This is a genomic window from Sulfuricurvum sp. (assembly GCF_028688295.1).
In the GTDB taxonomy this organism is placed as follows: domain Bacteria; phylum Campylobacterota; class Campylobacteria; order Campylobacterales; family Sulfurimonadaceae; genus Sulfuricurvum.
Window position 1 is genome coordinate 24,561 of record NZ_JAQTYM010000008.1, and the last position, 20,833, is coordinate 45,393.

General features: G+C 42.7%; 20 protein-coding genes. 11 read left to right on the forward strand and 9 right to left on the reverse strand.

The genetic code is table 11. The features are described 5' to 3' along the window. Positions 1 to 15 precede the first annotated feature (15 nt). Together PHR02_RS03495 and glyQ are read right to left on the reverse strand one after the other, a co-directional pair. Positions 16 to 2,256, reverse strand: coding sequence for an AAA family ATPase (locus tag PHR02_RS03495; RefSeq protein ID WP_299988987.1), 2,241 nt, complete (start codon positions 2,254 to 2,256; stop codon positions 16 to 18). Further along, positions 2,256 to 3,137, reverse strand: coding sequence for a glycine--tRNA ligase subunit alpha (gene glyQ / locus PHR02_RS03500; RefSeq protein WP_299989087.1), 882 nt, complete (start codon positions 3,135 to 3,137; stop codon positions 2,256 to 2,258). The genes PHR02_RS03495 and glyQ overlap by 1 nt, the downstream gene beginning before the upstream one ends. A 108-nt stretch (positions 3,138 to 3,245) precedes the next feature. Between glyQ and PHR02_RS03505 the strand changes: the two genes are divergently transcribed. After that, positions 3,246 to 5,507 (forward strand): ABC transporter substrate-binding protein, encoded by a 2,262-nt coding sequence (locus tag PHR02_RS03505; RefSeq protein WP_299988989.1) that lies wholly within the window; start codon positions 3,246 to 3,248, stop codon positions 5,505 to 5,507. A 1-nt stretch (position 5,508) separates the two neighbouring features. On the opposite strand, the gene PHR02_RS03510 is transcribed toward PHR02_RS03505, so the two are convergent. The 5 genes from PHR02_RS03510 to PHR02_RS03530 all read right to left on the reverse strand — a co-directional run bounded on the left by PHR02_RS03510 (position 5,509) and on the right by PHR02_RS03530 (position 9,682). Beyond that, positions 5,509 to 6,399 carry an ARMT1-like domain-containing protein gene (locus PHR02_RS03510; protein WP_299988991.1) on the reverse strand — a complete coding sequence of 297 codons (891 nt, stop codon included), beginning with the start codon at positions 6,397 to 6,399 and terminating at the stop codon, positions 5,509 to 5,511. Beyond that, a complete protein-coding gene (locus tag PHR02_RS03515; RefSeq protein ID WP_299988994.1) occupies positions 6,363 to 6,839 on the reverse strand; it encodes a DUF3972 domain-containing protein in 477 nt (158 codons plus the stop codon). Before PHR02_RS03515 ends, PHR02_RS03510 begins: the two co-directional genes overlap by 37 nt. A 157-nt stretch (positions 6,840 to 6,996) precedes the next feature. After that, positions 6,997 to 7,491: a 5-(carboxyamino)imidazole ribonucleotide mutase gene (purE, locus tag PHR02_RS03520; RefSeq protein ID WP_299988997.1), complete on the reverse strand. Its 495-nt coding sequence runs from the start codon at positions 7,489 to 7,491 to the stop codon at positions 6,997 to 6,999. Positions 7,492 to 7,626: 135 nt separating this feature from the next. Then, positions 7,627 to 8,919 (reverse strand): peptidase U32 family protein, encoded by a 1,293-nt coding sequence (locus tag PHR02_RS03525; protein WP_299989000.1) that lies wholly within the window; start codon positions 8,917 to 8,919, stop codon positions 7,627 to 7,629. Between the two features lie 49 nt (positions 8,920 to 8,968). Further along, positions 8,969 to 9,682, reverse strand: coding sequence for a chemotaxis protein (locus PHR02_RS03530; RefSeq protein WP_299989002.1), 714 nt, complete (start codon positions 9,680 to 9,682; stop codon positions 8,969 to 8,971). Positions 9,683 to 9,748: 66 nt separating this feature from the next. On the opposite strand from PHR02_RS03530, the gene PHR02_RS03535 reads away from it, so the two are divergent. The 4 genes from PHR02_RS03535 to PHR02_RS03550 all read left to right on the forward strand — a co-directional run bounded on the left by PHR02_RS03535 (position 9,749) and on the right by PHR02_RS03550 (position 13,119). Next, positions 9,749 to 10,528: a histidinol-phosphatase HisJ family protein gene (locus PHR02_RS03535; RefSeq protein WP_299989090.1), complete on the forward strand. Its 780-nt coding sequence runs from the start codon at positions 9,749 to 9,751 to the stop codon at positions 10,526 to 10,528. A gap of 72 nt (positions 10,529 to 10,600) precedes the next feature. Beyond that, positions 10,601 to 12,031, forward strand: a complete 1,431-nt coding sequence (gene glnA, locus PHR02_RS03540) for a type I glutamate--ammonia ligase (protein ID WP_299989004.1) — start codon at positions 10,601 to 10,603, stop codon at positions 12,029 to 12,031. 141 nt (positions 12,032 to 12,172) lie between these two features. After that, positions 12,173 to 12,631, forward strand: a complete 459-nt coding sequence (locus PHR02_RS03545) for a type II secretion system protein (protein ID WP_299989006.1) — start codon at positions 12,173 to 12,175, stop codon at positions 12,629 to 12,631. A gap of 5 nt (positions 12,632 to 12,636) precedes the next feature. Continuing rightward, complete coding sequence (locus tag PHR02_RS03550) at positions 12,637 to 13,119, forward strand: type II secretion system protein (RefSeq protein ID WP_299989009.1); 483 nt, start codon at positions 12,637 to 12,639, stop codon at positions 13,117 to 13,119. 115 nt (positions 13,120 to 13,234) lie between these two features. Here the strand turns inward: PHR02_RS03550 and pckA are convergent, their stop codons facing one another. After that, positions 13,235 to 14,818 (reverse strand): phosphoenolpyruvate carboxykinase (ATP), encoded by a 1,584-nt coding sequence (pckA, locus tag PHR02_RS03555; RefSeq protein ID WP_299989013.1) that lies wholly within the window; start codon positions 14,816 to 14,818, stop codon positions 13,235 to 13,237. Between the two features lie 122 nt (positions 14,819 to 14,940). Then, positions 14,941 to 15,333 (reverse strand): hypothetical protein, encoded by a 393-nt coding sequence (locus PHR02_RS03560; RefSeq protein WP_299989016.1) that lies wholly within the window; start codon positions 15,331 to 15,333, stop codon positions 14,941 to 14,943. Between the two features lie 264 nt (positions 15,334 to 15,597). Between PHR02_RS03560 and PHR02_RS03565 the strand changes: the two genes are divergently transcribed. From PHR02_RS03565 to PHR02_RS03590, 6 genes are all read left to right on the forward strand, one after another. Then, complete coding sequence (locus tag PHR02_RS03565; RefSeq protein ID WP_299989018.1) at positions 15,598 to 16,065, forward strand: type II secretion system protein; 468 nt, start codon at positions 15,598 to 15,600, stop codon at positions 16,063 to 16,065. A gap of 62 nt (positions 16,066 to 16,127) precedes the next feature. After that, on the forward strand, positions 16,128 to 16,574 hold the full coding sequence (locus PHR02_RS03570) for a prepilin-type N-terminal cleavage/methylation domain-containing protein (RefSeq protein WP_299989020.1): 447 nt from the start codon (positions 16,128 to 16,130) through the stop codon (positions 16,572 to 16,574). Between the two features lie 17 nt (positions 16,575 to 16,591). Then, positions 16,592 to 17,041: a prepilin-type N-terminal cleavage/methylation domain-containing protein gene (locus PHR02_RS03575; protein WP_299989023.1), complete on the forward strand. Its 450-nt coding sequence runs from the start codon at positions 16,592 to 16,594 to the stop codon at positions 17,039 to 17,041. 12 nt (positions 17,042 to 17,053) lie between these two features. Then, complete coding sequence (locus PHR02_RS03580; RefSeq protein ID WP_299989024.1) at positions 17,054 to 18,919, forward strand: primosomal protein N'; 1,866 nt, start codon at positions 17,054 to 17,056, stop codon at positions 18,917 to 18,919. Between the two features lie 30 nt (positions 18,920 to 18,949). Then, positions 18,950 to 20,011: a flavodoxin-dependent (E)-4-hydroxy-3-methylbut-2-enyl-diphosphate synthase gene (ispG, locus tag PHR02_RS03585; RefSeq protein ID WP_299989027.1), complete on the forward strand. Its 1,062-nt coding sequence runs from the start codon at positions 18,950 to 18,952 to the stop codon at positions 20,009 to 20,011. Between the two features lies 1 nt (position 20,012). Then, on the forward strand, positions 20,013 to 20,833 hold an 821-nt coding region (locus PHR02_RS03590; RefSeq protein WP_299989030.1), incomplete at its 3' end, for a DnaB-like helicase C-terminal domain-containing protein.

The window sequence follows — 20,833 nt, forward strand, 5'->3', positions numbered from 1 at the left end:
AGTAAAGGAAAAATTTTATCCTTTAGCTAATTCTTGCATAACAGTTGAACGTTTTGTATGCTCTAGCCGCCTACAGGCTGATTCAAATGCCCCGGCCTCCCCCACAACGATACACTGCTCTTTAGCCCGTGTAAGTGCAGTATAGAGGAGTTTGGTATTGAGCATTATATGGTGCGAAAAACTCATTACCATTACAACAGTGTTGTATTCCATCCCCTGAACTTTATGGACACTTAGTGCATAAGAGAGGTTGAGAAAATCGTTGACTTGTTCAAATTTATAATGGACAATCACCTCTTCGTTCGGATAATAAACATAGGCAATTTCTTCCTCTTCATCGATGCGGAAGAGTATTCCGCACATACCGTTGAAGATTCGTCGCTCACTTGCCTCAGATTCCTCTTTGAACTCTTCAGGGGTGGTAGAGGGGAGATTTTCGTTTTTAGTATGGACAACTTTGTCCATGAGACGAAATTCCCCTTTAAAGGTTTTGATCTTTTTTTTTGGATTCGGGTTGAAATAGTCTTGCAGTAGGAGATTGAGATTATCAACCCCTAGTGTATTCCCCCGCATCGGAGAGATCACCTGAAAGGCGCTGAGGTATTCGCGTATCTGTTTAGCTTGGAGCTTTTCGCGCGATTTTGGGAGATGCTGGAGGGTTACATCCGCGATAGCGGCGAGGATATTGTGGGCGTGTGTTTTTAGGACATCATCAAACTCGCTGCTGCTAAGAGAATTTTTGAGAGCATAGCGGTTGGGGATATCGACATTATGAAATGTAAAATCTTCATAATGCTCTTGATACTGCGGGATGATCCCCTTTCTGACATCATTAGCGATTAGAGCGATGGCTTGCCCTTCTCTCTGACGGTAAATTTGGGTGAGCATCACCGTCGGGGCGAGGTTTAGGGTAATCGCATCCGAGAGAGGACTTCCCGCCCCGATAGGGGGAAGCTGTGCATCATCACCGACGATGATAACGGTTGCGTCACGATCTATCTTCGCCATCAGCCGCGCAAAGAGCATCGAATTGATCATCGAGGCTTCATCGATCAAGATCACCTGAAAGGGCATCGTGTCGTGCGATTCGAACCGTACCAGCAAACTTTGGATCGTGGCGCTTTGGTAGCCGCTGCGCTCCCTTATCCGCTGAGATGCGATACCACTCAGAGCACAGGTCATAATGAGGCTCGGCTCATGTCGGGTGGATAGCAGATCGAGGAGCGCTTTGGCGGTCGTACTTTTCCCTGTTCCTGCATAGCCGACGAGAAAAATGAGTCCGCATCCTCGGTTTATGAGCTCTAATGCACTGTATTGTTGTTCTCCTAGTGTCAGGGAGTGTGTTTCACAAAAAGCTTTCAGATCATTACATAGAGGCTCATGAGAGGCTTTAGCTCGACGTTTAAACTGCTCTATCAGAAGTATTTCGGCTTCATAGATGCGAGTTGGGGAGAGTTTCAAACTCGGCAAGATTGTGATGCTCCCCTCACGAAGACGATCCTCCAGCGCCTCTTCGTACGCACGTTGATCTCCTAAAGCTACTAGAAGATCGAGTTTGCTAAAAAGGGCATTTTTTTCGATACAGCTGTTCCCCTCAGAGTCGCAGTATTCGCTGAGGGTGTACTCCATTGCCGCTTGGATACGCCGCTCATCATCCGTTCTTAGCCCCATATTCAGCGCGATCTCATCGGCTTTTTTAAATCCGATACCGTTAATCCGCATCAGACCATACGGGTTATGTTTGATCGCTTCGATGGGATCTTTTACCTCTTTTAACGCTCCGGCTATAAGTCGAAGCAGAGCAGGGGTGACACCAAATGGGGCTAAAAACTCTCCTAATGCCCTCATGGAGCGAAACTGTTTCCATCCGCCGGAGAGCTTTAGGAGACGTTTTTCATTCATCCCTTTAATCTCCATGAGACGCTCGATATCATTATCGAGTATATCGATTAGTCCCTCTGTACCGTATTTTTCGATCAATTCAGCGGTGAGCTTTTTCGTGAATCCTTTGACGACGCGGTTGAGAAAAAAGAAGAGTTCATTTTGGTTGACGATGAGAGAATGGGCTTTAAACGTCCGCCCGTGTTGCGAGTGTTCTTCCCATGATCCTTTGAGGGTCACTGCTGCATCTTTGAGATTATCGACATCGCTCTCGTAGTAGTGGGCGCTGATTTTATCCCCCCCTTTGAGCGTGGCGATGAAAAAGCCGTTGTTTTGGTAGATGATCCGATCAATCTGACCGATGAGGGTTTGCATCACGCTTTTACGCGGAGGTTTCTTTCCTCTTCTTGTGATTTGTACAACTCTGCACACCCTTTGGCGAGCTCACGGATTTTGAGGATGTAGTTGGCACGTTCGGTAACCGAGATCGCTTTGCGCGCATCGAGGGTGTTAAACGTATGGGACGCCATCATGCATAGATCATACGCGGGGAGGGGAAGCTCGGCATCGAGACACCGTTTACACTCGGCGGCTTTAGCTTCAAACTCGTGAAAAAGCATTGCCGTATCGGCGATTTCAAAGTTATATTTTGAAAACTCGATCTCACCCTCTTTGTGGATGTCGCGGTAGAGGGTTTTGCCGAATTTATTTTCGCTCCATACGATATCAAATACCGTATCAACCCCTTGCAGATACATCGCGAGACGTTCCGTACCGTACGTTATTTCAACCGCTACAGGATCACACGTTACTCCGCCCACTTGCTGAAAATAGGTAAATTGAGTCACTTCCATACCGTTCAGCCACACTTCCCAGCCCAGACCCCATGCTCCGAGGGTCGGAGATTCCCAGTTGTCTTCGACGAAACGGATATCATGATCTTTGAGGTTTAGATCGAGGTATTCTAGACTTTTGAGATAAAGCTCTTGGATATTTTCAGGACTCGGTTTGATGAGGACTTGAAACTGATAGTAGCTTCCCAAACGGTTCGGATTTTCGCCGTAACGACCGTCTGTCGGGCGACGGCTTGGGGCGACATAGGCAACCGACCACGGTTTGGAATCGAGCGAACGTAAAAAAGTTGCAGGGTGAAAAGTTCCCGCACCGGCGGCAATGTCATAAGGCTGTACTATGGCACACCCTTGGTCGTTCCAAAATTGTTGAAGTTTTAAAAGCATATCACCAAATGTAATCATAACTATCCCATCAAAATAAATTGCGCCATTATACCAAAAAGCGTATTTAAAGCCTTTTTTAATACGATACGCCCTATCATAGAGTAATTCCAAAAAAGCGAGTAGAGGGTGAAACATTATTTTCTTTTGTTGTTTTTATGCTTCACCTCACTTTTTGCGCAACCACATGTAGAAAAAGTATCGGTAAAGCTGCAATGGGCAGACCAATTTCAATTTGCCGGTTATTATATTGCTAAAGAAAAAGGATTTTACCGTGATGCAGGATTAGAGGTAACGATTCAAAAGTTTGATCCAAAAAGACTCGCCATTGATGAGGTGATGTCTGGAAATAGTACTTATGGAATCGGGCGATCGTCCCTTTTACTTGATCGTATGAATGGAAAAGATGTTGTTGCATTAGCGGCTATTTTCCAAACTTCTCCCTTTATTCTCCTTTCGGAAAAATCGTTAGATATAAAAACGCCTCGTGATCTCATCGGAAAACGGGTCATGATGACCGAGGATTTTCAAGATACTATTTCGGTACGAGCGATGCTTAACTCTCAAGACATTCGCATGAATGAACTTACATTTATTCAGCATAGTTTTAATCTTAATGATCTAGTAAACGGTAAAGCGGATGTAATGGCATGTTATATCTCAAACGAACCGTTTGTTTTGAAAGAAAAAGGGATTGAGACAAATCTGATTAATCCAGAGGCCTACGGGTTCGATTTTTACAGTGATATCCTCTTTACTTCCGAAAGTGAAGTAAAAAATAATCCTAAAAGAGTTCGTGCTTTTGTCAATGCGACTTTGAGAGGATGGGAATACGCTTTTCAAAATATTCCCGAAACAGCACAGCTTATCCGAGAACGCTACAACATGCAAAATAAATCTTTAGAGAGCTTGATTTATGAAGGACGGGTTCTTAAAGAATTAGCCTATCGTGGTAATCAGCCACTAGGGGCGATAACGATCGATAAATTTAGACGTATATCGGATATTTATAGAGTGATGGGATTGCCACAAAATGAAGATCGTTTTAAAGGATTTGTCTATGATGATTCAAAAAATCAATCGCTTCTTATGAATGTTAAGGAACGTACTTTTTTAAATACTACGACTATCCGTTATACCTCTACTTCAGCCTGGCCACCGTTTAATTTCCAAGATAAAGAGCACACTGAACTTCAAGGGATTGTTATCGATTTTTGGGATTTGATTGTTAAACGAACCGGTATGCATACCCAATTTATTCCATCATCGACGTGGAACGAAGTGCTTCATTTAATTAAAACAAAAACGGCGGATGTTACGTTAGGAACAGCTACTTCTGCAGATAAAGAGCCTTATTCCATTTTCTCAAAACCTTATGCCACATTTGCAAATGTCATCGTAACGAACAAGAGCATCGACTTTCTTCCGGGACTTGATGCATTAGAGGGGAAGCGATTAGCAATCGGTAGCGGATACAGTGTAATCGATTCGATTAAAAAGCAGTATCCAAAAATTACGATTGTTGAAGTCAGCGATACCCGAGAGGGATTAAAAATGTTGAGTGGCGGACGCGTTGATGCTGTCGTGGACATTCTCCCCGTTGTTGCGTATTTGATGAATGCCGATCATTATATGGACTTAAAAATATCGGGAACAACCGAGTTCGATTTTGAGGTAAGGATGATGATCCGTAATGATTATCCTGAACTAAAATCAATCATCGACAAAGCGATTGATTCGATCAGTGTCGCTGAACGACAAAAGATTTTTAACCGCTACATTGCAATCACGTATGAAGAGAAAATCGATTTTACCTGGGCGTATCGTATCGCTTTTTTTGGGTTTATTATTATCTCATTTTTTGTGTACCGTCAATTTGAAATGGGCACTTACAATAAGAGACTCTTACGGATGGCAACGACGGACCCTCTGACACAGTTATCTAATCGTATCCGTTTGGATGAAAAATTACTTGAATGTCATCAGAATTATCAGCGAACCAAACGTGCTTATTCAGTCATCATGCTGGATCTTGATTTCTTTAAACGGATTAATGATACGTATGGTCATTTAATCGGCGATAAAACACTTGTTACCCTTGCCGAAATTTTACGTATTTCCATTCGCGACACTGATATTGTGGGTCGATGGGGTGGGGAAGAGTTCATGATCATTTGTCCAGAAACATCAATAACTGGTGCCCGTCATCTTGCGACTAAAATTTATGAGACCATAAATAACTATGATTTTCCTCATATTCAAGCACTGACATGCAGTTTTGGTATTGCAGAAAGCACACAAAACGATCGTATTGAAAATGTAGTAGGACGTGCAGATACCGCTTTGTATTTGGCAAAATCAGAGGGGCGTAATCGTATTTGTTTGGGATAAGTTATCCCAGTTTACAAACAATATCTCCGATAGTACGATTCAGCGAATGGGCGACAACGGAACATTTTACTTTGAGTAAAAAGCAGATATTTTGACGCTGAACAGGGGTTATACACTCATAATTCCCCATCCCTTTAGCGATGATAAAATCCGCACTGTCAAAGAGTTTTTGGGCTTCAGGTGATGCGAGGCTGTAGACAAATCCGGGGGTAGGAACTCCGCTATCCATTAACGTGCATATCTTCTCTATCCCTGCTTCATACGCTTCGCTCAAAGTCACATCATTGATGATGGGATTTCCCCGTACCATATAGGTAAAATCAATCTCAGGATAGAGGTTTTGGAGTGATTGTATCGTGAGAGCATCAAAGATATGCTCTCCCGCATTGTCACCGATATATAGAACGGTTTTGGTATTTTCGAGTTGTGTGCGTAATGTTTCGGTATCATCATGGTGAAACGGAGTGTGAAAAACAGAGTTAATCGCATCATGCAGATCGAAACTTACCTCTGCGGCGAGATCGATGACATTGCCCACGACCGCAGTTTTGAGAGCCGCAATAAAAGGATCATTGCTTTGTTCTATCGTTTCTTGTAAAAAAGGGAGGTAGGTTTTGGCTTGCTCTGTGGCATGTTGTTTTTGTTTTTCATAAAGATCATGGGTATTGGCTAACACGGCCATTTGCTCATACAAAGGGGCAGCAATTACGGGTGGAGAGAGGGTGAAATCGGCATTTTTTAGAGCATTTTCAACATAAGTTATAATCGTAGAAGATAACGCTTCATTAGCATGAATCGCTTCACAAACACGTTTACTTTGACCTGCAATGCAGGTAATACATTCATTTTGGATGGTCATTGAGCGGCGTGATCGTCGATAACTTTGCCCCACATCAGTTTGTATTTACGACGCATAAACTCCACCTCTTGCTGGGAGAGACGCAGTTGTTCAGTGAGGGTAGCAATGGTATTGCGATCTTCATCATAGAGTTCTTGGAGAGATGCGAGCGCCTCTTTTAGAAATTCATTTTCACTTTTGATCGAGTCGATCGTCTCATCTTTCGCTCCGAGAACTTTTTCATGGAGGTTGATGATGGTTCCAATTGTTTTTTCGACGAAACTCGCTCCGATCGTGACATCAGCGTGGGATGCACTGAGCTCTTGGAGACTCACAGGGACGATTCCTGCCATCCCTTGTCCCGCATCGATAAACACCTCTCCATCTTCGATGGTAGTAGTAAGTTTGCCACGGACAATCAACGCTTCAACGGCACTGCGATCCATTTGTGTCATCTCAGCGTAATCATTGATATTCATCCACTGCCCTTGCATTTTTTACCACCTTTATCTTATTAAACGATTATAGCAAAACACGTACCTAAAAGTTGAGTGGATTTTATTTAGCACGGTTTACTGTGCGTGGGCTTCCTGCCGAAGGAAACTTAGCGTTAGCGTAGCCGAATGGGACGCGTTCCATTGGCGTATAAAATTATAGAATCGTTTCAATCTCCAATGAATCCATTTCGACTTTTTTCGCTTTTGTGATTCGATCTTCTTGGAGTTTCATCCGTAACTCTTCATTTTCCAATGCCAAAATTTGCATTGCCAAATACGCCGAGTTGATTGCTCCCGCTTTACCGATTGCAACTGTTGCTACCGGCATACCCGCTGGCATTTGCACTGTTGAGAGGAGAGCATCGATACCTGAGAGTGCTGATGCACTCATTGGAACCCCAATGATTGGTTTGATCGTTTTAGAGGATAAAACACCTGCCAAATGAGCCGCCATTCCGGCTGCCGCAATAAATACTTGTGCCCCTTTGGCTTCTGCTGCTAAAACATAATCTTTGGTTCTCTCAGGAGAGCGGTGGGCGGATGAGATAATAAGTTCATATTGAACACCAAATGCTTCTAAGGTTTCTGAGCACGACTTCATAACATCGTAATCACTTTTGCTCCCCATAATAATTGATACGAATTTCATTTTTTCTCCTTTTGTTGTTTTAGATTTAGTATATTCGTTCGTGGTGAGCTCGAGGAAACATCGCTTCGCGAGCGGTACCCTTGTTTTGTCGAATCATGAACTTACCCTTCGACAGGCTCAGGGCGAACGGGTCAATTAACACTTCGTCACCGTCCCCATATCCTCGGTAGCAGGGATACGGAAAAAAGTAAAGTGAGGCAATGTACATGGCAGTTTAAATCGGTTCAGATTACCGCTGTGAACCTGATCCCATACTTTCCCATTTTCAGCGAGGAGTTGTTTAAAACTGATATGCCACTCCCCATTTTCTTCCCACACTTTTCCGATTTCATTATCGACTGGTTTAAGGAGATTTCCCTCAGGGAAAACGAGTTCCATTGTATCGTTCGGGAACGTTTTGTATTTGCACTCGAAATACTCTCCCGATTCATCCACAATCCCGCTCACCTGATGCGTTCCCATCATCATCGAAAAATCGAGATTTTGGGTGTCGTGTTTTTCAAACGGACGGTTTACGAGATACGCATCGGTAAAACCTCTGTTTTGCATTGTGTTAAGCTCTTTTTGATAACGTCCAGGATCACTTTCTCCCTCATAATAATCATCGATTGCTCTACGGTAAACTTTAGCCGTAATGGCGGCGTAATAAGGTGCTTTGGTACGCCCTTCGATTTTGAGTGAGTCGATACATCCCGCATCAATGATCTCTTGGATGTGACTTGCGAGATTGAGGTCTTTGGAGTTCATGATATAAGTGCCGATACCCTCATCTTCGACGAGTTTAAACAGCGTACCCGTTTCAGGATTGGCGGCGTACATCTCATAAGGGAAACGGCAGTCGTTGGCACAACTTCCACGATTGGGGACACGACCACTTTGTAGTGTCGAGATTAAACAGCGACCGCTATAGGCAAAACACATGGAGCCGTGCACAAACACTTCGATCTCTAAATCAGGAAGTTCTTCTTTGATCTGTTTTAAATCTTTAAGAGAGATTTCCCGTGCTGCGATAATACGGCGCGCACCCATATCATAGTACACTTGCGCATCTAAAACATTCATTACGTTGGCTTGCGTTGAGAGATGGAGTGGAATATGGGGTGCGATTTGATGAGCGAGCTTTAAAACTCCGGGAGTTGCGACGATAAATGCATCGGGTTCGAGTGATGCCATCGTGGCAATATGCTCTTTGAGCAGTTTCAGCTGAGAGTTAAACGGAAAGCCATTGATAGTCACATAGACTTTGCGACCACGCGCATGAGCGTAATCGATCCCCTCTTTGAAGCTTTCCAAATCAAACTCTTTGCCAGAGCGGATACGGAGTGAAAAATGGCTCACTCCTCCATATACGGCATCGGCACCGTAGTCAATAGCAATTTTTAGTTTTTCTAAATTCCCTGCAGGGGAAAGAAGCTCCACTTTTTTCAATACGGCTCTCTTTACAGTATAAGTGGGCGAATTGTATCGTTTTCTTTATTTATTTTTGCCCAAAAGAAGCCAAAAGAGCCTCAATATCATCACTGCTTACAATATCTTCAGTTGAAGTATCCCCATGGATATGAACGGCAGAACCTACCCGTTTACTGTCATCGATTTTACCTGCAAATAAGTGGTTCATATAGGTTGAAAGAGCACGCATAACATTGATAACCCGTTCTATTTTTTGACGGTGGATATCTTGGTACTGCATGATATCCATAATGTTCATAATGGTATCTCCTCCATTTTGGAGGATTTCGAGAATGGCTTCTAAATTTTGTTGTGCATCTCGATTTTTTTCTAACTGCGTTGCAAACGCTTCAACATGAGGAAATTTAGCACTTAACGTTGTAAAAAGTTCGATATTACTGGTAATGATATTACGGAGGATTTTAACATCTTTTTCCCCTTTGCCTAAATCATTGCTGATTCCTTCGATAAGATCGAAAATTTCAGTTGCTTTTTCTTCACTCTCTTTGGTAACGTCATCGAGTTGATGAACCATTTTATTATCATCAGTTGGAGGTGGAGGGGGCCAGCTTTGCATCGCGGATACACGGTATTTTTCTGGATCGGTTTCATGATAAGGCACAGGAGTTTCAGCTACTTCATCGATACTTTTCTCTTCGACTTCTGCAACTTCAGACTCGTCGTAAGCTTCATCCAAATCTATGTCACCACTCATCAGCGCATCTAATTCTTCTTGCGTCATTGCAATACCTCAACGATTAAATTGCACTATAATAGCATGTAAATCTTTAGTTTTAATGGATGAATGATGAAAGTTGATCTTCATAATCACACTGTTTTGTGTAATCACGCTACAGGGAGTGTAAACGAGTATGTTGAATCCGCAATAACATGCGGAACAGAGTTCTTTGGATTTTCCGATCACGCCCCGATGCACTACGATCCGGCCTATCGGATGCGTTTTGAAGATATGAGTGTGTATGAGGGATGGGTGCAGGAGGCAAAAGAGACGTATAAAGAAAAAATAACGGTTTTATTGGGATACGAAGTCGATTTTTTGCCGGGGTATATGGACGATAGAGTGTTGAATCGATCGTGTGATTATTTGATCGGAAGTGTCCACTTTATTGATGATTGGGGATTTGACAATCCTGAATTTATAGGACGTTATGAGGGGGCAGATATCAATGCAATCTATGAGCGTTACTTTAAACTGATCGAAGAGATGGCGCAAAGTCGAAAATTTGATATTGTCGGTCATTTGGATTTGTTAAAGGTATTTAAATTTCTTCCAACCAAAGACATCCGCTTATTAGCTAAAAATGCGTTGCAAGCGATAAAAAAAGGGGACATGTCGATCGAAATCAATATGTCAGGGTATCGAAAACCTATCGCTGAGGCCTATCCATCTGCGATGTTGCTTGAGGAAATTGCCGAACTTCAGATACCGATCACCTTTGGTTCAGATGCGCATCGTCCGGATCAAATCGGACTTTTTGGAGATGATGTTCAAGCATTGGCCCGTTCTGTCGGTTATAGTGAATGCGCTCTTTACCAAGGGCGAAAACGGGAGATGGTTAAATTTTAATCACGTTTTTCCCTCGAATTTTTGGGAACTTTTGCTATACTGCTTGCACTTTATTATTTTCAGGAGATTTGCATGGGTAAATTCGTAAATAGCGTCGACGAGTTTTTCAGTTTTTGTAAAGAGAACGATGTTCAATTCGTTGACTTTCGTTTCACCGATATGAAGGGGACATGGCATCACGTTAGTTACCGTATGAGTGCGGTAAACGCGGGTCAATTTGAAGGCGGTCTTCCGTTTGACGGTTCATCTATCGATGCTTGGCAGCCGATTAATCGTTCAGATATGTTGCTTAAACCAGATGCAGAATCTGCGTTTATGGACCCGTTTACTGCTGATCCGACCGTTATCGTTATTTGTGATGTTTATGACATCTACAAAGGTCAAGCATACGAAAAATGTCCTCGTGCAATTGCTAAAAAAGCGTTAGAGCATCTTGCAAATGCAGGTGTAGGTGATGTTGCTTATTTCGGACCTGAAAATGAATTCTTTGTATTCGATGATGTAAAAATTCGTGATGAAGTCAATTGTCAATACTTTGAAGTTGATACCGAAGAGGGTGAGTGGAATGATTCAAAATCATTTAAAGACGGGTTCAATACCGGTCATCGCCCACGTAATAAAGGGGGTTACTTCCCGGTAGCACCGATCGATACTATGGTTGATCTTCGTGCTGAGATGATGTTGGCATTAGAGCAAGTGGGTCTTGAAGTTGTTCTCGGTCACCACGAAGTTGCACAAGGTCAAGGTGAAATCGGTATCGTTTTCGGAACTCTTGTAGAAGCGGCTGATAACGTTCAAAAGCTTAAATACGTTATCAAAATGGTTGCTCATCTTAACGGTAAAACAGTTACTTTCATGCCTAAACCACTTTATGGCGACAACGGTAACGGTATGCACGTTCACCAATCAATCTGGAAAGATGGCAAAAACACATTCTATAAAGAGGGTGGTTACAGCAACTTGTCTGAAACAGCGTTGCATTATGTCGGTGGTGTTTTCGCTCATGCTCGCGCCGTTGCAGCATTCACAAACCCATCAACCAACTCGTACAAACGTCTTATCCCTGGATTTGAAGCTCCGTCTATCTTGACGTACTCAAGCCAAAATCGCTCAGCATCTTGCCGTGTTCCATACGGTGCGGGTGAAAAAGCAACACGTATCGAAATGCGTTTCCCGGATTCAACTTCATGCCCATATCTTGCGTTTACGGCTATGTTGTTGGCTGGACTTGACGGTATCAAAAACAAAACCGTTCCGGTTGGTCCGATGGATGAAGATTTATTTGAACTTAGCCTTGCTGAAATTCGTGAAAAAGGGATTCAGCAAATGCCACACACACTACGTGGTTCATTAGAAGCATTAATTCGTGATAACGAGTTCTTGCAACCGGTAATGACTCCGGAGTTCATCGATACGTATCAACACTACAAATTCGAAACACAAGTATGGCCTGATGAATCTCGCCCAACTGCATTCGAATTTAAATCTACCTATTCTTGTTAATCTGAAACACGAGCTCAAGGGCTTGTGTTACCACTTTTTCTACTTTTCTTTTAAACCGTAGTCTTATCATTAAAGCTTAAGCTAGATATGACGATAATACTCACATCTTATATGCACATAGTGCAATCTCAGGAGTCTCACATGAAACGTAATGCATTCACCCTTGTCGAGTTGATCTTTGTCATCGTTATTATCGGAGTATTGGCAGCAGTTGCTGTACCACAGTTTAAAAACCTTAAACAAAATGCAGAAGTCAAAGCAGTCATTAAAACGACAATTGATACAGCTAGTGGTGCTGCAAGTGCAGCTGTAAATCAGATAGATTTAGAAAATAATAACTCAGTTGAGCTAGACAATCTTGTTAGCGTTAAGGGCAAGGGATGGAACTATTCATCGACTAGTGATGGAAGTTATACACATGTGACATCAACCGGTACAGTAGCAACAATAACTCTTAATAAAACTCTTCGTACTGTTTATTATGGCATAGATTGTGATAATTTCACGGATTCTGTGAGCAGAAATAAATGTGCGGAAGATCTTAATACAACGCTCAATGGTGCAGGTAGTCTTGAGACAAACGCTACCATTACTTTTTAACTTTTATGAAAATAAAATCAGTAAGATGTGCTTTTACACTCGTCGAGCTGATATTTGTCATCGTCATCATCGGGGTTCTCTCGGCGGTGGCAATCCCAAAATTTGCCAACCTCACTGATAACTCTAAATCCGCTTCCGAACTTGCCACCGCTTCATCAGTCCAAAGTGCACTTGATTCCATCCATGGTGAATGGATTGCCAATACGTGTGATTTTGATTGGGGAAATGGACAAAATACAGGGAATGCAGGACAAGCACTTAATGCTACTGGCTATCCGACGACTCTTGGTTCTGCTGCTCATCCATTGGATGCTATTTTGAAAAATACGGAAAATGGAGATTGGGTATTGGTCGGTGGAAAATATTATGGTCCGGCAACCAAAAACGGCACCAGTACCAAAGATCGTAATATTGCTAATAAACCTGAGGGAAATGATTATTGGGAATATAATGCTACTACCGGAACATTTAAGCTCATAGAGCCGTAATAACAAAAGCGAAAAGAAGAAGTGTGGTTTACTGCGCGTGAGCGCTCTGCTGAAGAGAACTTAGCGTTAGCGTAGCCAAGAGGGACTTTGTTCCTTTTGGCGTAAATATATATAGTTATGGTAATTGCGGACCGGCAGCTGAATAGTCAAATCCACTTTGTCCATCAGTATATTTATGAAAGTTAGCAATGAAAAGGGCTGCTAGTTTATCACGTTGAATGAGATACGCATCACGGTCACTCCATGCATTGCGTGGGTTTAAAATCACAGGATCGATGTCACCCAGTGTTTTTGGGATATGGAAACCAAAGGTATTGGTGGTGTCAAATTCACTGTGGTTGATGCTTCCATCTAAGATAGCATTGATACATGCCCGCGTATCTTTGATACTCATCCGTTTTCCAACGCCATAAGCTCCTCCCGTCCATCCGGTATTGACCAGATAAACATTAACACCGTGTTGATCGATTTTTTGACCTAAAAGCTTAGCGTACACGGTAGGATGAAGCGGCAAGAACGCTTCCCCGAAACACGAGCTAAATGTTGCAACCGGTTCAGTAATGCCACGTTCGGTTCCGGCAACTTTAGCGGTGTAACCACTTAGGAAATAGTACATTGCCTGTTCTTTTGTGAGACGGCTTACCGGAGGCAAGACACCAAAAGCATCGGCTGTGAGAAAGATGATGTTTTTAGGGTGAGGCGCTTGAAGGCTCGGTTGGTGGTTATCGATGTGTTCGATTGGATAAGAGACACGAGTATTTTCTGTTTTAGACCCGTCTTCGTATTTAACATTGCCGTCTTCATCAAAAACGACGTTTTCAAGCAAGGCATTAGGGCGAATAGCATTAAAGATTTCAGGTTCACTTGATGGGTCGAGATTGATTACCTTCGCGTAACATCCGCCTTCAAAATTAAAAACCCCATCATCATCCCATCCGTGTTCATCATCACCGATAAGAGCACGTTTAGGATCAGTAGAGAGGGTAGTTTTACCGGTACCGCTGAGGCCAAAAAAGAGACAGGTATCTCCTGCATCTCCGACATTAGCTGAACAATGCATAGAGAGTTTACCCTCGAGCGGCAACCAGTAATTCATCATAGAAAAAATACCTTTTTTCATCTCTCCGCCATACCATGTACCACCGATAATACATAGGTTCTCTTCAACGTTAAAAAGGACAAAAACTTCGGAATTTAAGCCATGATTTTTCCATTTTTCATTAACCGCTTTACACGCATTGAGGACGGTAAATTGTGGTTTAAAAGTTTCAACTTCAGCAGCCGTTGGGCGAATAAACATATTTTTGACAAAATGAGACTGCCATGCAATTTCAGAGACAAAACGGACGGAGCGCTTACTGGTAGGACTGGAACCGCAAAATACATCGGTGATGTAGAGATCTTTGTCTGAAAGTTGTTCTTTTGCAACTTCTAAAAGCTCATCAAAAATAGCTTTATCGATTTTTTTGTTCACATCTCCCCAAGCAATGTACTTGTTAGAGGGATCCGCATCCACAAAATATTTGTCTTTCGGGCTTCTGCCGGTAAAAATACCGGTATCAACCATCGTCGCACCGTTGTTAGCAAGGTGACATTCACCATTCTCGAGTTCATGCTTCATCAACTCTTCATAGCTAAGGTTATGGAAGAGCTTTCCACTGTTTTTTATGCCTAACGTCTCAATCTCTGCAGAAATCATGGTGTTTTTTACCTTTTAGGACTCATCTGTGTACTGTACCTAGATGAAGATTTGAAGCTTTCACTTCATTTATGGTGCGAATTATACGCCTCTAATTTATAAACGAGAATTAAAGTGATCGATTATTTAAATTGAGATGCCAATTCCGTCAAAATTTTTGGTGCCAATACTTCACTTCCGTTGTACTTTTGGAGTTTTACCCCTACATTACTCATACTTTTTGCTGTATTTTTACACGCCATTTTTACCACGAGGTAATCACAGTCTTCGATAGTGTCCGCCATTGTGTCATGGGCACGGATATGTTCTATATCATCAGCATCGTGATCGCAGGTGTGATGTTCATCATGGTCATGATCTTCTTCACCGGCAACTTTAGGATTAGCGCGTAACCCTTCTAAAGAAAAGCTTTTAAACATTCCACCACTGAGATTAAACACCGCAAAATAGGGTGTATGGCCAGCATTTCCGGCCATTTTGAGAGATTCATCCATTACAGGTACAGCGATTTTCATTTTTTTCCTTTAAACACCATTGGAACGCGTCCCAATTGGCTATGTTAACACTGGGTTTCACCCAAAGGGCACTTCGCCCTCAGAGGGAAGCTCAACTAGCATAATTTTGATTTAGGAAATTATGCCACAGTGAGCTTAAATACCCGACTCTTTTACAATAATGGTTAAAAGTAGTTATCTTTAAACGTTTTGTAAGAATTATAGGCTCATAATAGTAGCAAGGTTACGAGTGTAATCTATATTTTAAACTTCGAAGGAGTTCTTATGAAACGTTCTGGTTTTACGATGATCGAGTTAATCTTCGTTATCGTTATTTTAGGTATTTTGGCTGCAGTGGCTATTCCACGTCTTGCTGCAACACGTGATGATGCAAAAATATCTACGCTTGCAACAAACACAACGCAAATTGTTACCGATGCATCAGCAGCATACACAGCTGCAGGTGATTTAAATGTGACTACAAAAACACAGTGGGAAGCTGTGACTAATGTTCGTGGTCCTGAAGTTAATTATGATACTGCGCAACAGGCTAGAATTTATGATAAAGCACTTGCTAGTGGAGGTACAGAATGTACACGTATTACATACGATTCTGCTGCAGGTACATTAACAACACAATCTAAAAATATTGAAAATGCAATTTGTCTGGGAATCAACCAGCGTTTAGGTTTGTCAGCAGATGTTGATACTAATACAACAATTTCTATCAAAGGTTCGAAAGTCACTTTCTAATTAAGTGAAAGATGCATGTAGGTGCAAAATGTTTTGCACCTACATTTAGAAGGCAAATAAATATGCGTCAAGCTTTTACAATGGTTGAATTGATTTTTGTGATTGTTATATTAGGGGTATTAGCCGCTATAGCAATCCCAAGACTGAATGCAACGCGTGATGATGCAAAAGTTTCTGCAATGGCGCAGAAGATAGCTATAGGAGCTACTGAAATTGCTGCGTATGCAACCGCTAATGGTTCTATATCAAGTGATTTTTCGCAGATGTCAAATTCTTTTCTGGTACTTAAAAATAATTCTGATGCAGTTCTTTCGCCAAATGAAGCAACGATAAAAATGGGTATGGTCGATAATTGTGTTATTGTGGACATAAATAGTACCGCAACAACTGATACTTTAAATGTAACTTTTAGTCCACATAATAATGATTTTTTATGTATGCCTTTACAGCAAATGTTTCATATTCAAGATTATCCGATGAAATTACGTGGAAATAGTATTGTTTATTAATTTAAAGAGGTAGAAGTATGAAACGATTGGGTTTTACAATGATTGAGCTTATTTTCGTTATTGTAGTATTAGGGATATTAGCGGCGATTGCAGTTCCTCGTCTTAGTGCAACACGTGATGATGCACAAATTGCTAAAGGCCGGAGTGATGTTTCGGCTATCCGTGCAGCAATAGTAAGTGAACGGCAAGGACGATTATTGCAAGGGCAGTCTGCTTACATTAATCACCTTGATGACGCAAACAATAATGCGGGGGAGACGTTGTTTGACAATAACGGAACTGCTACGAATGTTTTATTGCAATATGGGATTACATCCGCTGCCGGCAATGGACACTGGATGAAAACGGGTACAGATGCTTATACTTACAGGGTTATGGGTGACCCTGTTGCTTTTACCTACACTCAAGCAACAGGTATATTTGATTGTACTCACACTAATGCAAATTGTAAACTTTTAACCGAATAATTTATAATAACGTTGAATTACTATTTTCAAATAGCCCTCTTGGGCTCACCTCTCGAACTCCTCACTTATCATTCTGAAATAGTTCTTAACATCGGTACAGAAGTCAACGCTACCCTTTCCAACCGTGTTTTAAAAGGTGTCGTTATTGCTAAATGTAAGAAGCCTGATTTTATAACTCAACCTATCGGGGAAATATCCCCATTTTTTTACTCCGATACCCAAATCAAAACAGCACAGTTTATCAGTGATTATTATGGGTGTTCGCTTGGTGAGGCGTTGAATTTATTTGTGCCGTTTCCCGTTTGCCCTGAGTCGTTCGAAGGGTTCATGGTTCGACAGGCTCACCACGAACGGGCACCTGTCAATATTACCCTCTCCGAATCACAATTAAAAGCCCTCGATTTTATCCGTTCTCATCGCGTATCCCTTTTATTTGGTGATACGGGAGCGGGGAAGAGCGAAATCTATATGTCACGTATGGATGAAATTTTATACGAGGGAAAACGGTGTTTACTCCTCCTCCCAGAAATCTCACTTACCCCTCAAATGGAAAAGCGTTTTAAAAATCATTTCGGTGATTCGGTGGTGTTATGGCATTCTAAAATGACCCCGAAGCAAAAAAAAGTAACATTAGCAAAAATCTATGACGGCTCGGCGCATATCATCGTCGGTCCTCGCTCGGCTCTCTTTTTACCGATAGCGGATTTGGGACTGATTGTTGTCGATGAGGAGCATGATGAAAGTTATAAGTCCTCATCACGTCCTCGCTATAATGCACGGGATATGGCGGTATATATCGGCACACTATTGAAAATTCCCGTTATGTTAGGGAGTGCGACTCCATCACTCTCTAGTTATGCAAAATATCCGTTTTTTCGTCTTCGTGGAGGGTATTATGAATCGAAGCGGACGTTTGTTTTTGAACCCTCACTCGAAGCACTAACCCCTTCTATTGATAATGCAGTCATGGAAAACTTTAGCTCAGATCATCAGGGGATTGTTTTCATCCCCACTCGGGCAAATTTTAAATACACGGTGTGTGATGCGTGCGGTTATCACATCGAGTGTCCGTTTTGCAGTGTCGGGATGTCTCAGCATAAAAACTCTCGTGCCCTTAAATGCCATTACTGTAACTACACCGAAGTGTTGCCGAAAGTGTGTCCGAAATGTCAAAGTGGTTCGCTTCGTACGACGCGGCTTGGGACGGCGGAGGCGGTGGAGCATTTTAGTAAACTCTCAGAAAATCTAAGGGTTCAGCAATTTGATCGGGATATCATCACCACCCAAAACAAACTGATCAAAGTACTCGAAGCGTTTAACGCCCATGAAATCGATTTGTTGGTAGGGACGCAGATGCTCTCCAAAGGGCATGATTACCATGATATTACCCTTGCTATCATCATGGGAATCGATAATCTTCTCTCCCAAAGCGATTACCGAGCACGGGAGAAGGCTCTTTCCCTCTTAATCCAAATTGCAGGTCGAAGTGGGAGAAAACAAGATGCTACCGTAATCGTACAAAGTTTTAATGAGTCATTCTTCAGAGGGTATTTGGATGATTATGAGCAATTTTTGATCGACGAGATGAAAATTAGGGCGGGGCGATACCCTCCGACGAAAAAATTGGCACGTTTACTATATGCGCATAAAAACGGTATAAAGGCAAAAGAAGAGATGGAGAAGGCAGTAGCGGCAATCGAGCAGATATCGGTTGTTCAGATTGTTGGATTCGGCCCATCACCTATCGAGAAAATTGCGGATAAATATCGGTTCCAAATACTGTTGCGAAGTGACAAGAGTACAGATTTAATACGTGCTATCAGAGCGGTTAAATCGAGTCTTTGTGAAATCGACATGGATCCTATAGAGTTTACGTAAAATTAACATCCAACAAGCTACAATCCAAGCATGATTAAACGTTACCCTACCAAACAAATTTTTGTCGGAAATGTCCCCATTGGCGGAGATGCCCCTATCTCGGTGCAGTCGATGACCTATTCACGTACTGCGGATGTTCACGCGACTGTCGAGCAGATTAATCGTCTCCATTTTGCCGGATGCGATATCGTCCGTGTTGCCGTCCCTGATGAGGAAGATGCACACGCCCTCAAAGCGATCAAAGAGCAGATTTCACTCCCCCTCGTCGCCGATATCCATTTTAATTATAAGCTCGCCCTAATCGCGGCGGAAGTGGTGGATTGTATCCGATTTAATCCCGGAAATATCGGGGAGAAATCACGGATTCGTGAAATTGTCAAAGCATGCCAAGAGCGCCATATCCCGATACGGATCGGGGTTAATGCGGGGAGTTTAGAGAAAGAGTTTGAACAGCGTTACGGTCAAAGTGCGGAGGGGATGGTAGCCTCTGCCGAGTACAACATTAAATTCCTCGAAGATTTGGGTTTTACCGATATTAAAGTTTCTCTCAAAGCAAGTGATGTTCAGCGCACCGTCGAAGCGTACCGTATGCTTCGTCCTAAAAATAACTATCCGTTTCATTTGGGTGTAACCGAGGCGGGGACGATTTTTCATGCAACGATCAAAAGCGCTATTGGGTTGGGAACATTATTACTGGAGGGGATCGGCGATACGATGCGGGTCTCTATCACGGGGGAACTCGAAGAGGAGATCAAAGTCGGTCGCGCGATTCTAAAAGACAGCGGCGTCGCCAAAGAGGGGCCGAATATTATCTCTTGTCCGACGTGCGGGCGGATAGAGGCGGATTTGGTCTCTGCGGTTGCGGTGATTGAAGAGCGGACGAAACACATCAAAAAACCGCTCGATCTCTCAGTGATGGGGTGTGTCGTTAACGCTATCGGAGAAGCGAAACATGCCGATGTTGCTATCGCCTACGGCAAAGGCTCGGGATTGGTAATGGTGCGGGGTGAAGTTGTTGCACGCCTTGATGAAGATAAGCTCGTGGATCGGTTTGTCGAAGAGGTTGAAAAAATGGAAAAAGAGGAAGATTAAGATGGAAGAATCACTGTACAACTTAGCCTTTGAACGTTCCGTCCTCAGTTCCATCGTCTTTGATCCCGCTCAGTTTGATGATTTCGATGCCGTTTTAACCCCTGAAGATTTTTATCTCGCGGCGCATCAGGAAATTTACCGTGCAATGATGTCTTTGGCCCATCGTGATCTTCCGATCGATGAAGAGTTTCTCCGTAAAGAGCTCACCGCTAAAGGAAAATTTGATGAGCGGGTAATGGTGGATATCCTCACTGCCAATCCGATCGCGAATACCAAAGCCTATGTTCAAGAGATCAAAGACAAAGCGATTAAACGTCATCTCATTACGCTCACGACCGAGATCAAGCGTGTAGCCCTCGAAGAGGAGCTTAGTGGCGCAGATGTCGTCGATTTAGTAGAACAAAAACTCTATGAGATTACCCAAAGCTCTCAAGCGACCGATTTTAAAGATGCCCCCTCTATCGCGGATGAGACGCTGGCCTATATCGAAGAGATGAAAGCTCGTGGGGATTCGGTCCTCGTCGGGGTCGATACTGGGTATGCAGAACTCAATAAAATGACGACGGGATTTGGTAAAGGGGATCTCGTCATCATCGCTGCCCGTCCGGCGATGGGAAAAACCTCATTTGCCCTCAATATGGTTCAAAACCTCCTCGACAAAGGGAAAGGGGTAGCATTTTTCTCCCTAGAGATGCCGGCAGAGCAGTTGATGCTCCGTCTTTTGAGTGTTCAAACCTCTATCCAGCTTCAGCGTCTCCGTGTGGGGGATATGAATCCTCAAGAGTATAAACAGCTAAACGATGCGGTCGATAAGATGCGTCG

Excerpts from the sequence above, each read along its gene's own strand:
- PHR02_RS03495 (WP_299988987.1), bottom strand. The coding sequence starts at position 2,256 with ATGCAAACCCTCATCGGTCAGATTGATCGGATCATCTACCAAAACAAC.
- glyQ (WP_299989087.1), bottom strand. The coding sequence starts at position 3,137 with ATGATTACATTTGGTGATATGCTTTTAAAACTTCAACAATTTTGGAAC.
- PHR02_RS03550 (WP_299989009.1), top strand. The coding sequence starts at position 12,637 with ATGAAAATAAAATCAGTAAGATGTGCTTTTACACTCGTCGAGCTGATA.
- PHR02_RS03530 (WP_299989002.1), bottom strand. The coding sequence starts at position 9,682 with ATGACGCAAGAAGAATTAGATGCGCTGATGAGTGGTGACATAGATTTG.
- PHR02_RS03515 (WP_299988994.1), bottom strand. The coding sequence starts at position 6,839 with ATGCAAGGGCAGTGGATGAATATCAATGATTACGCTGAGATGACACAA.
- PHR02_RS03565 (WP_299989018.1), top strand. The coding sequence starts at position 15,598 with ATGAAACGTTCTGGTTTTACGATGATCGAGTTAATCTTCGTTATCGTT.
- purE (WP_299988997.1), bottom strand. The coding sequence starts at position 7,491 with ATGAAATTCGTATCAATTATTATGGGGAGCAAAAGTGATTACGATGTT.
- PHR02_RS03570 (WP_299989020.1), top strand. The coding sequence starts at position 16,128 with ATGCGTCAAGCTTTTACAATGGTTGAATTGATTTTTGTGATTGTTATA.
- pckA (WP_299989013.1), bottom strand. The coding sequence starts at position 14,818 with ATGATTTCTGCAGAGATTGAGACGTTAGGCATAAAAAACAGTGGAAAG.
- PHR02_RS03560 (WP_299989016.1), bottom strand. The coding sequence starts at position 15,333 with ATGAAAATCGCTGTACCTGTAATGGATGAATCTCTCAAAATGGCCGGA.
- PHR02_RS03545 (WP_299989006.1), top strand. The coding sequence starts at position 12,173 with ATGAAACGTAATGCATTCACCCTTGTCGAGTTGATCTTTGTCATCGTT.
- glnA (WP_299989004.1), top strand. The coding sequence starts at position 10,601 with ATGGGTAAATTCGTAAATAGCGTCGACGAGTTTTTCAGTTTTTGTAAA.
- PHR02_RS03535 (WP_299989090.1), top strand. The coding sequence starts at position 9,749 with ATGAAAGTTGATCTTCATAATCACACTGTTTTGTGTAATCACGCTACA.
- ispG (WP_299989027.1), top strand. The coding sequence starts at position 18,950 with ATGATTAAACGTTACCCTACCAAACAAATTTTTGTCGGAAATGTCCCC.
- PHR02_RS03575 (WP_299989023.1), top strand. The coding sequence starts at position 16,592 with ATGAAACGATTGGGTTTTACAATGATTGAGCTTATTTTCGTTATTGTA.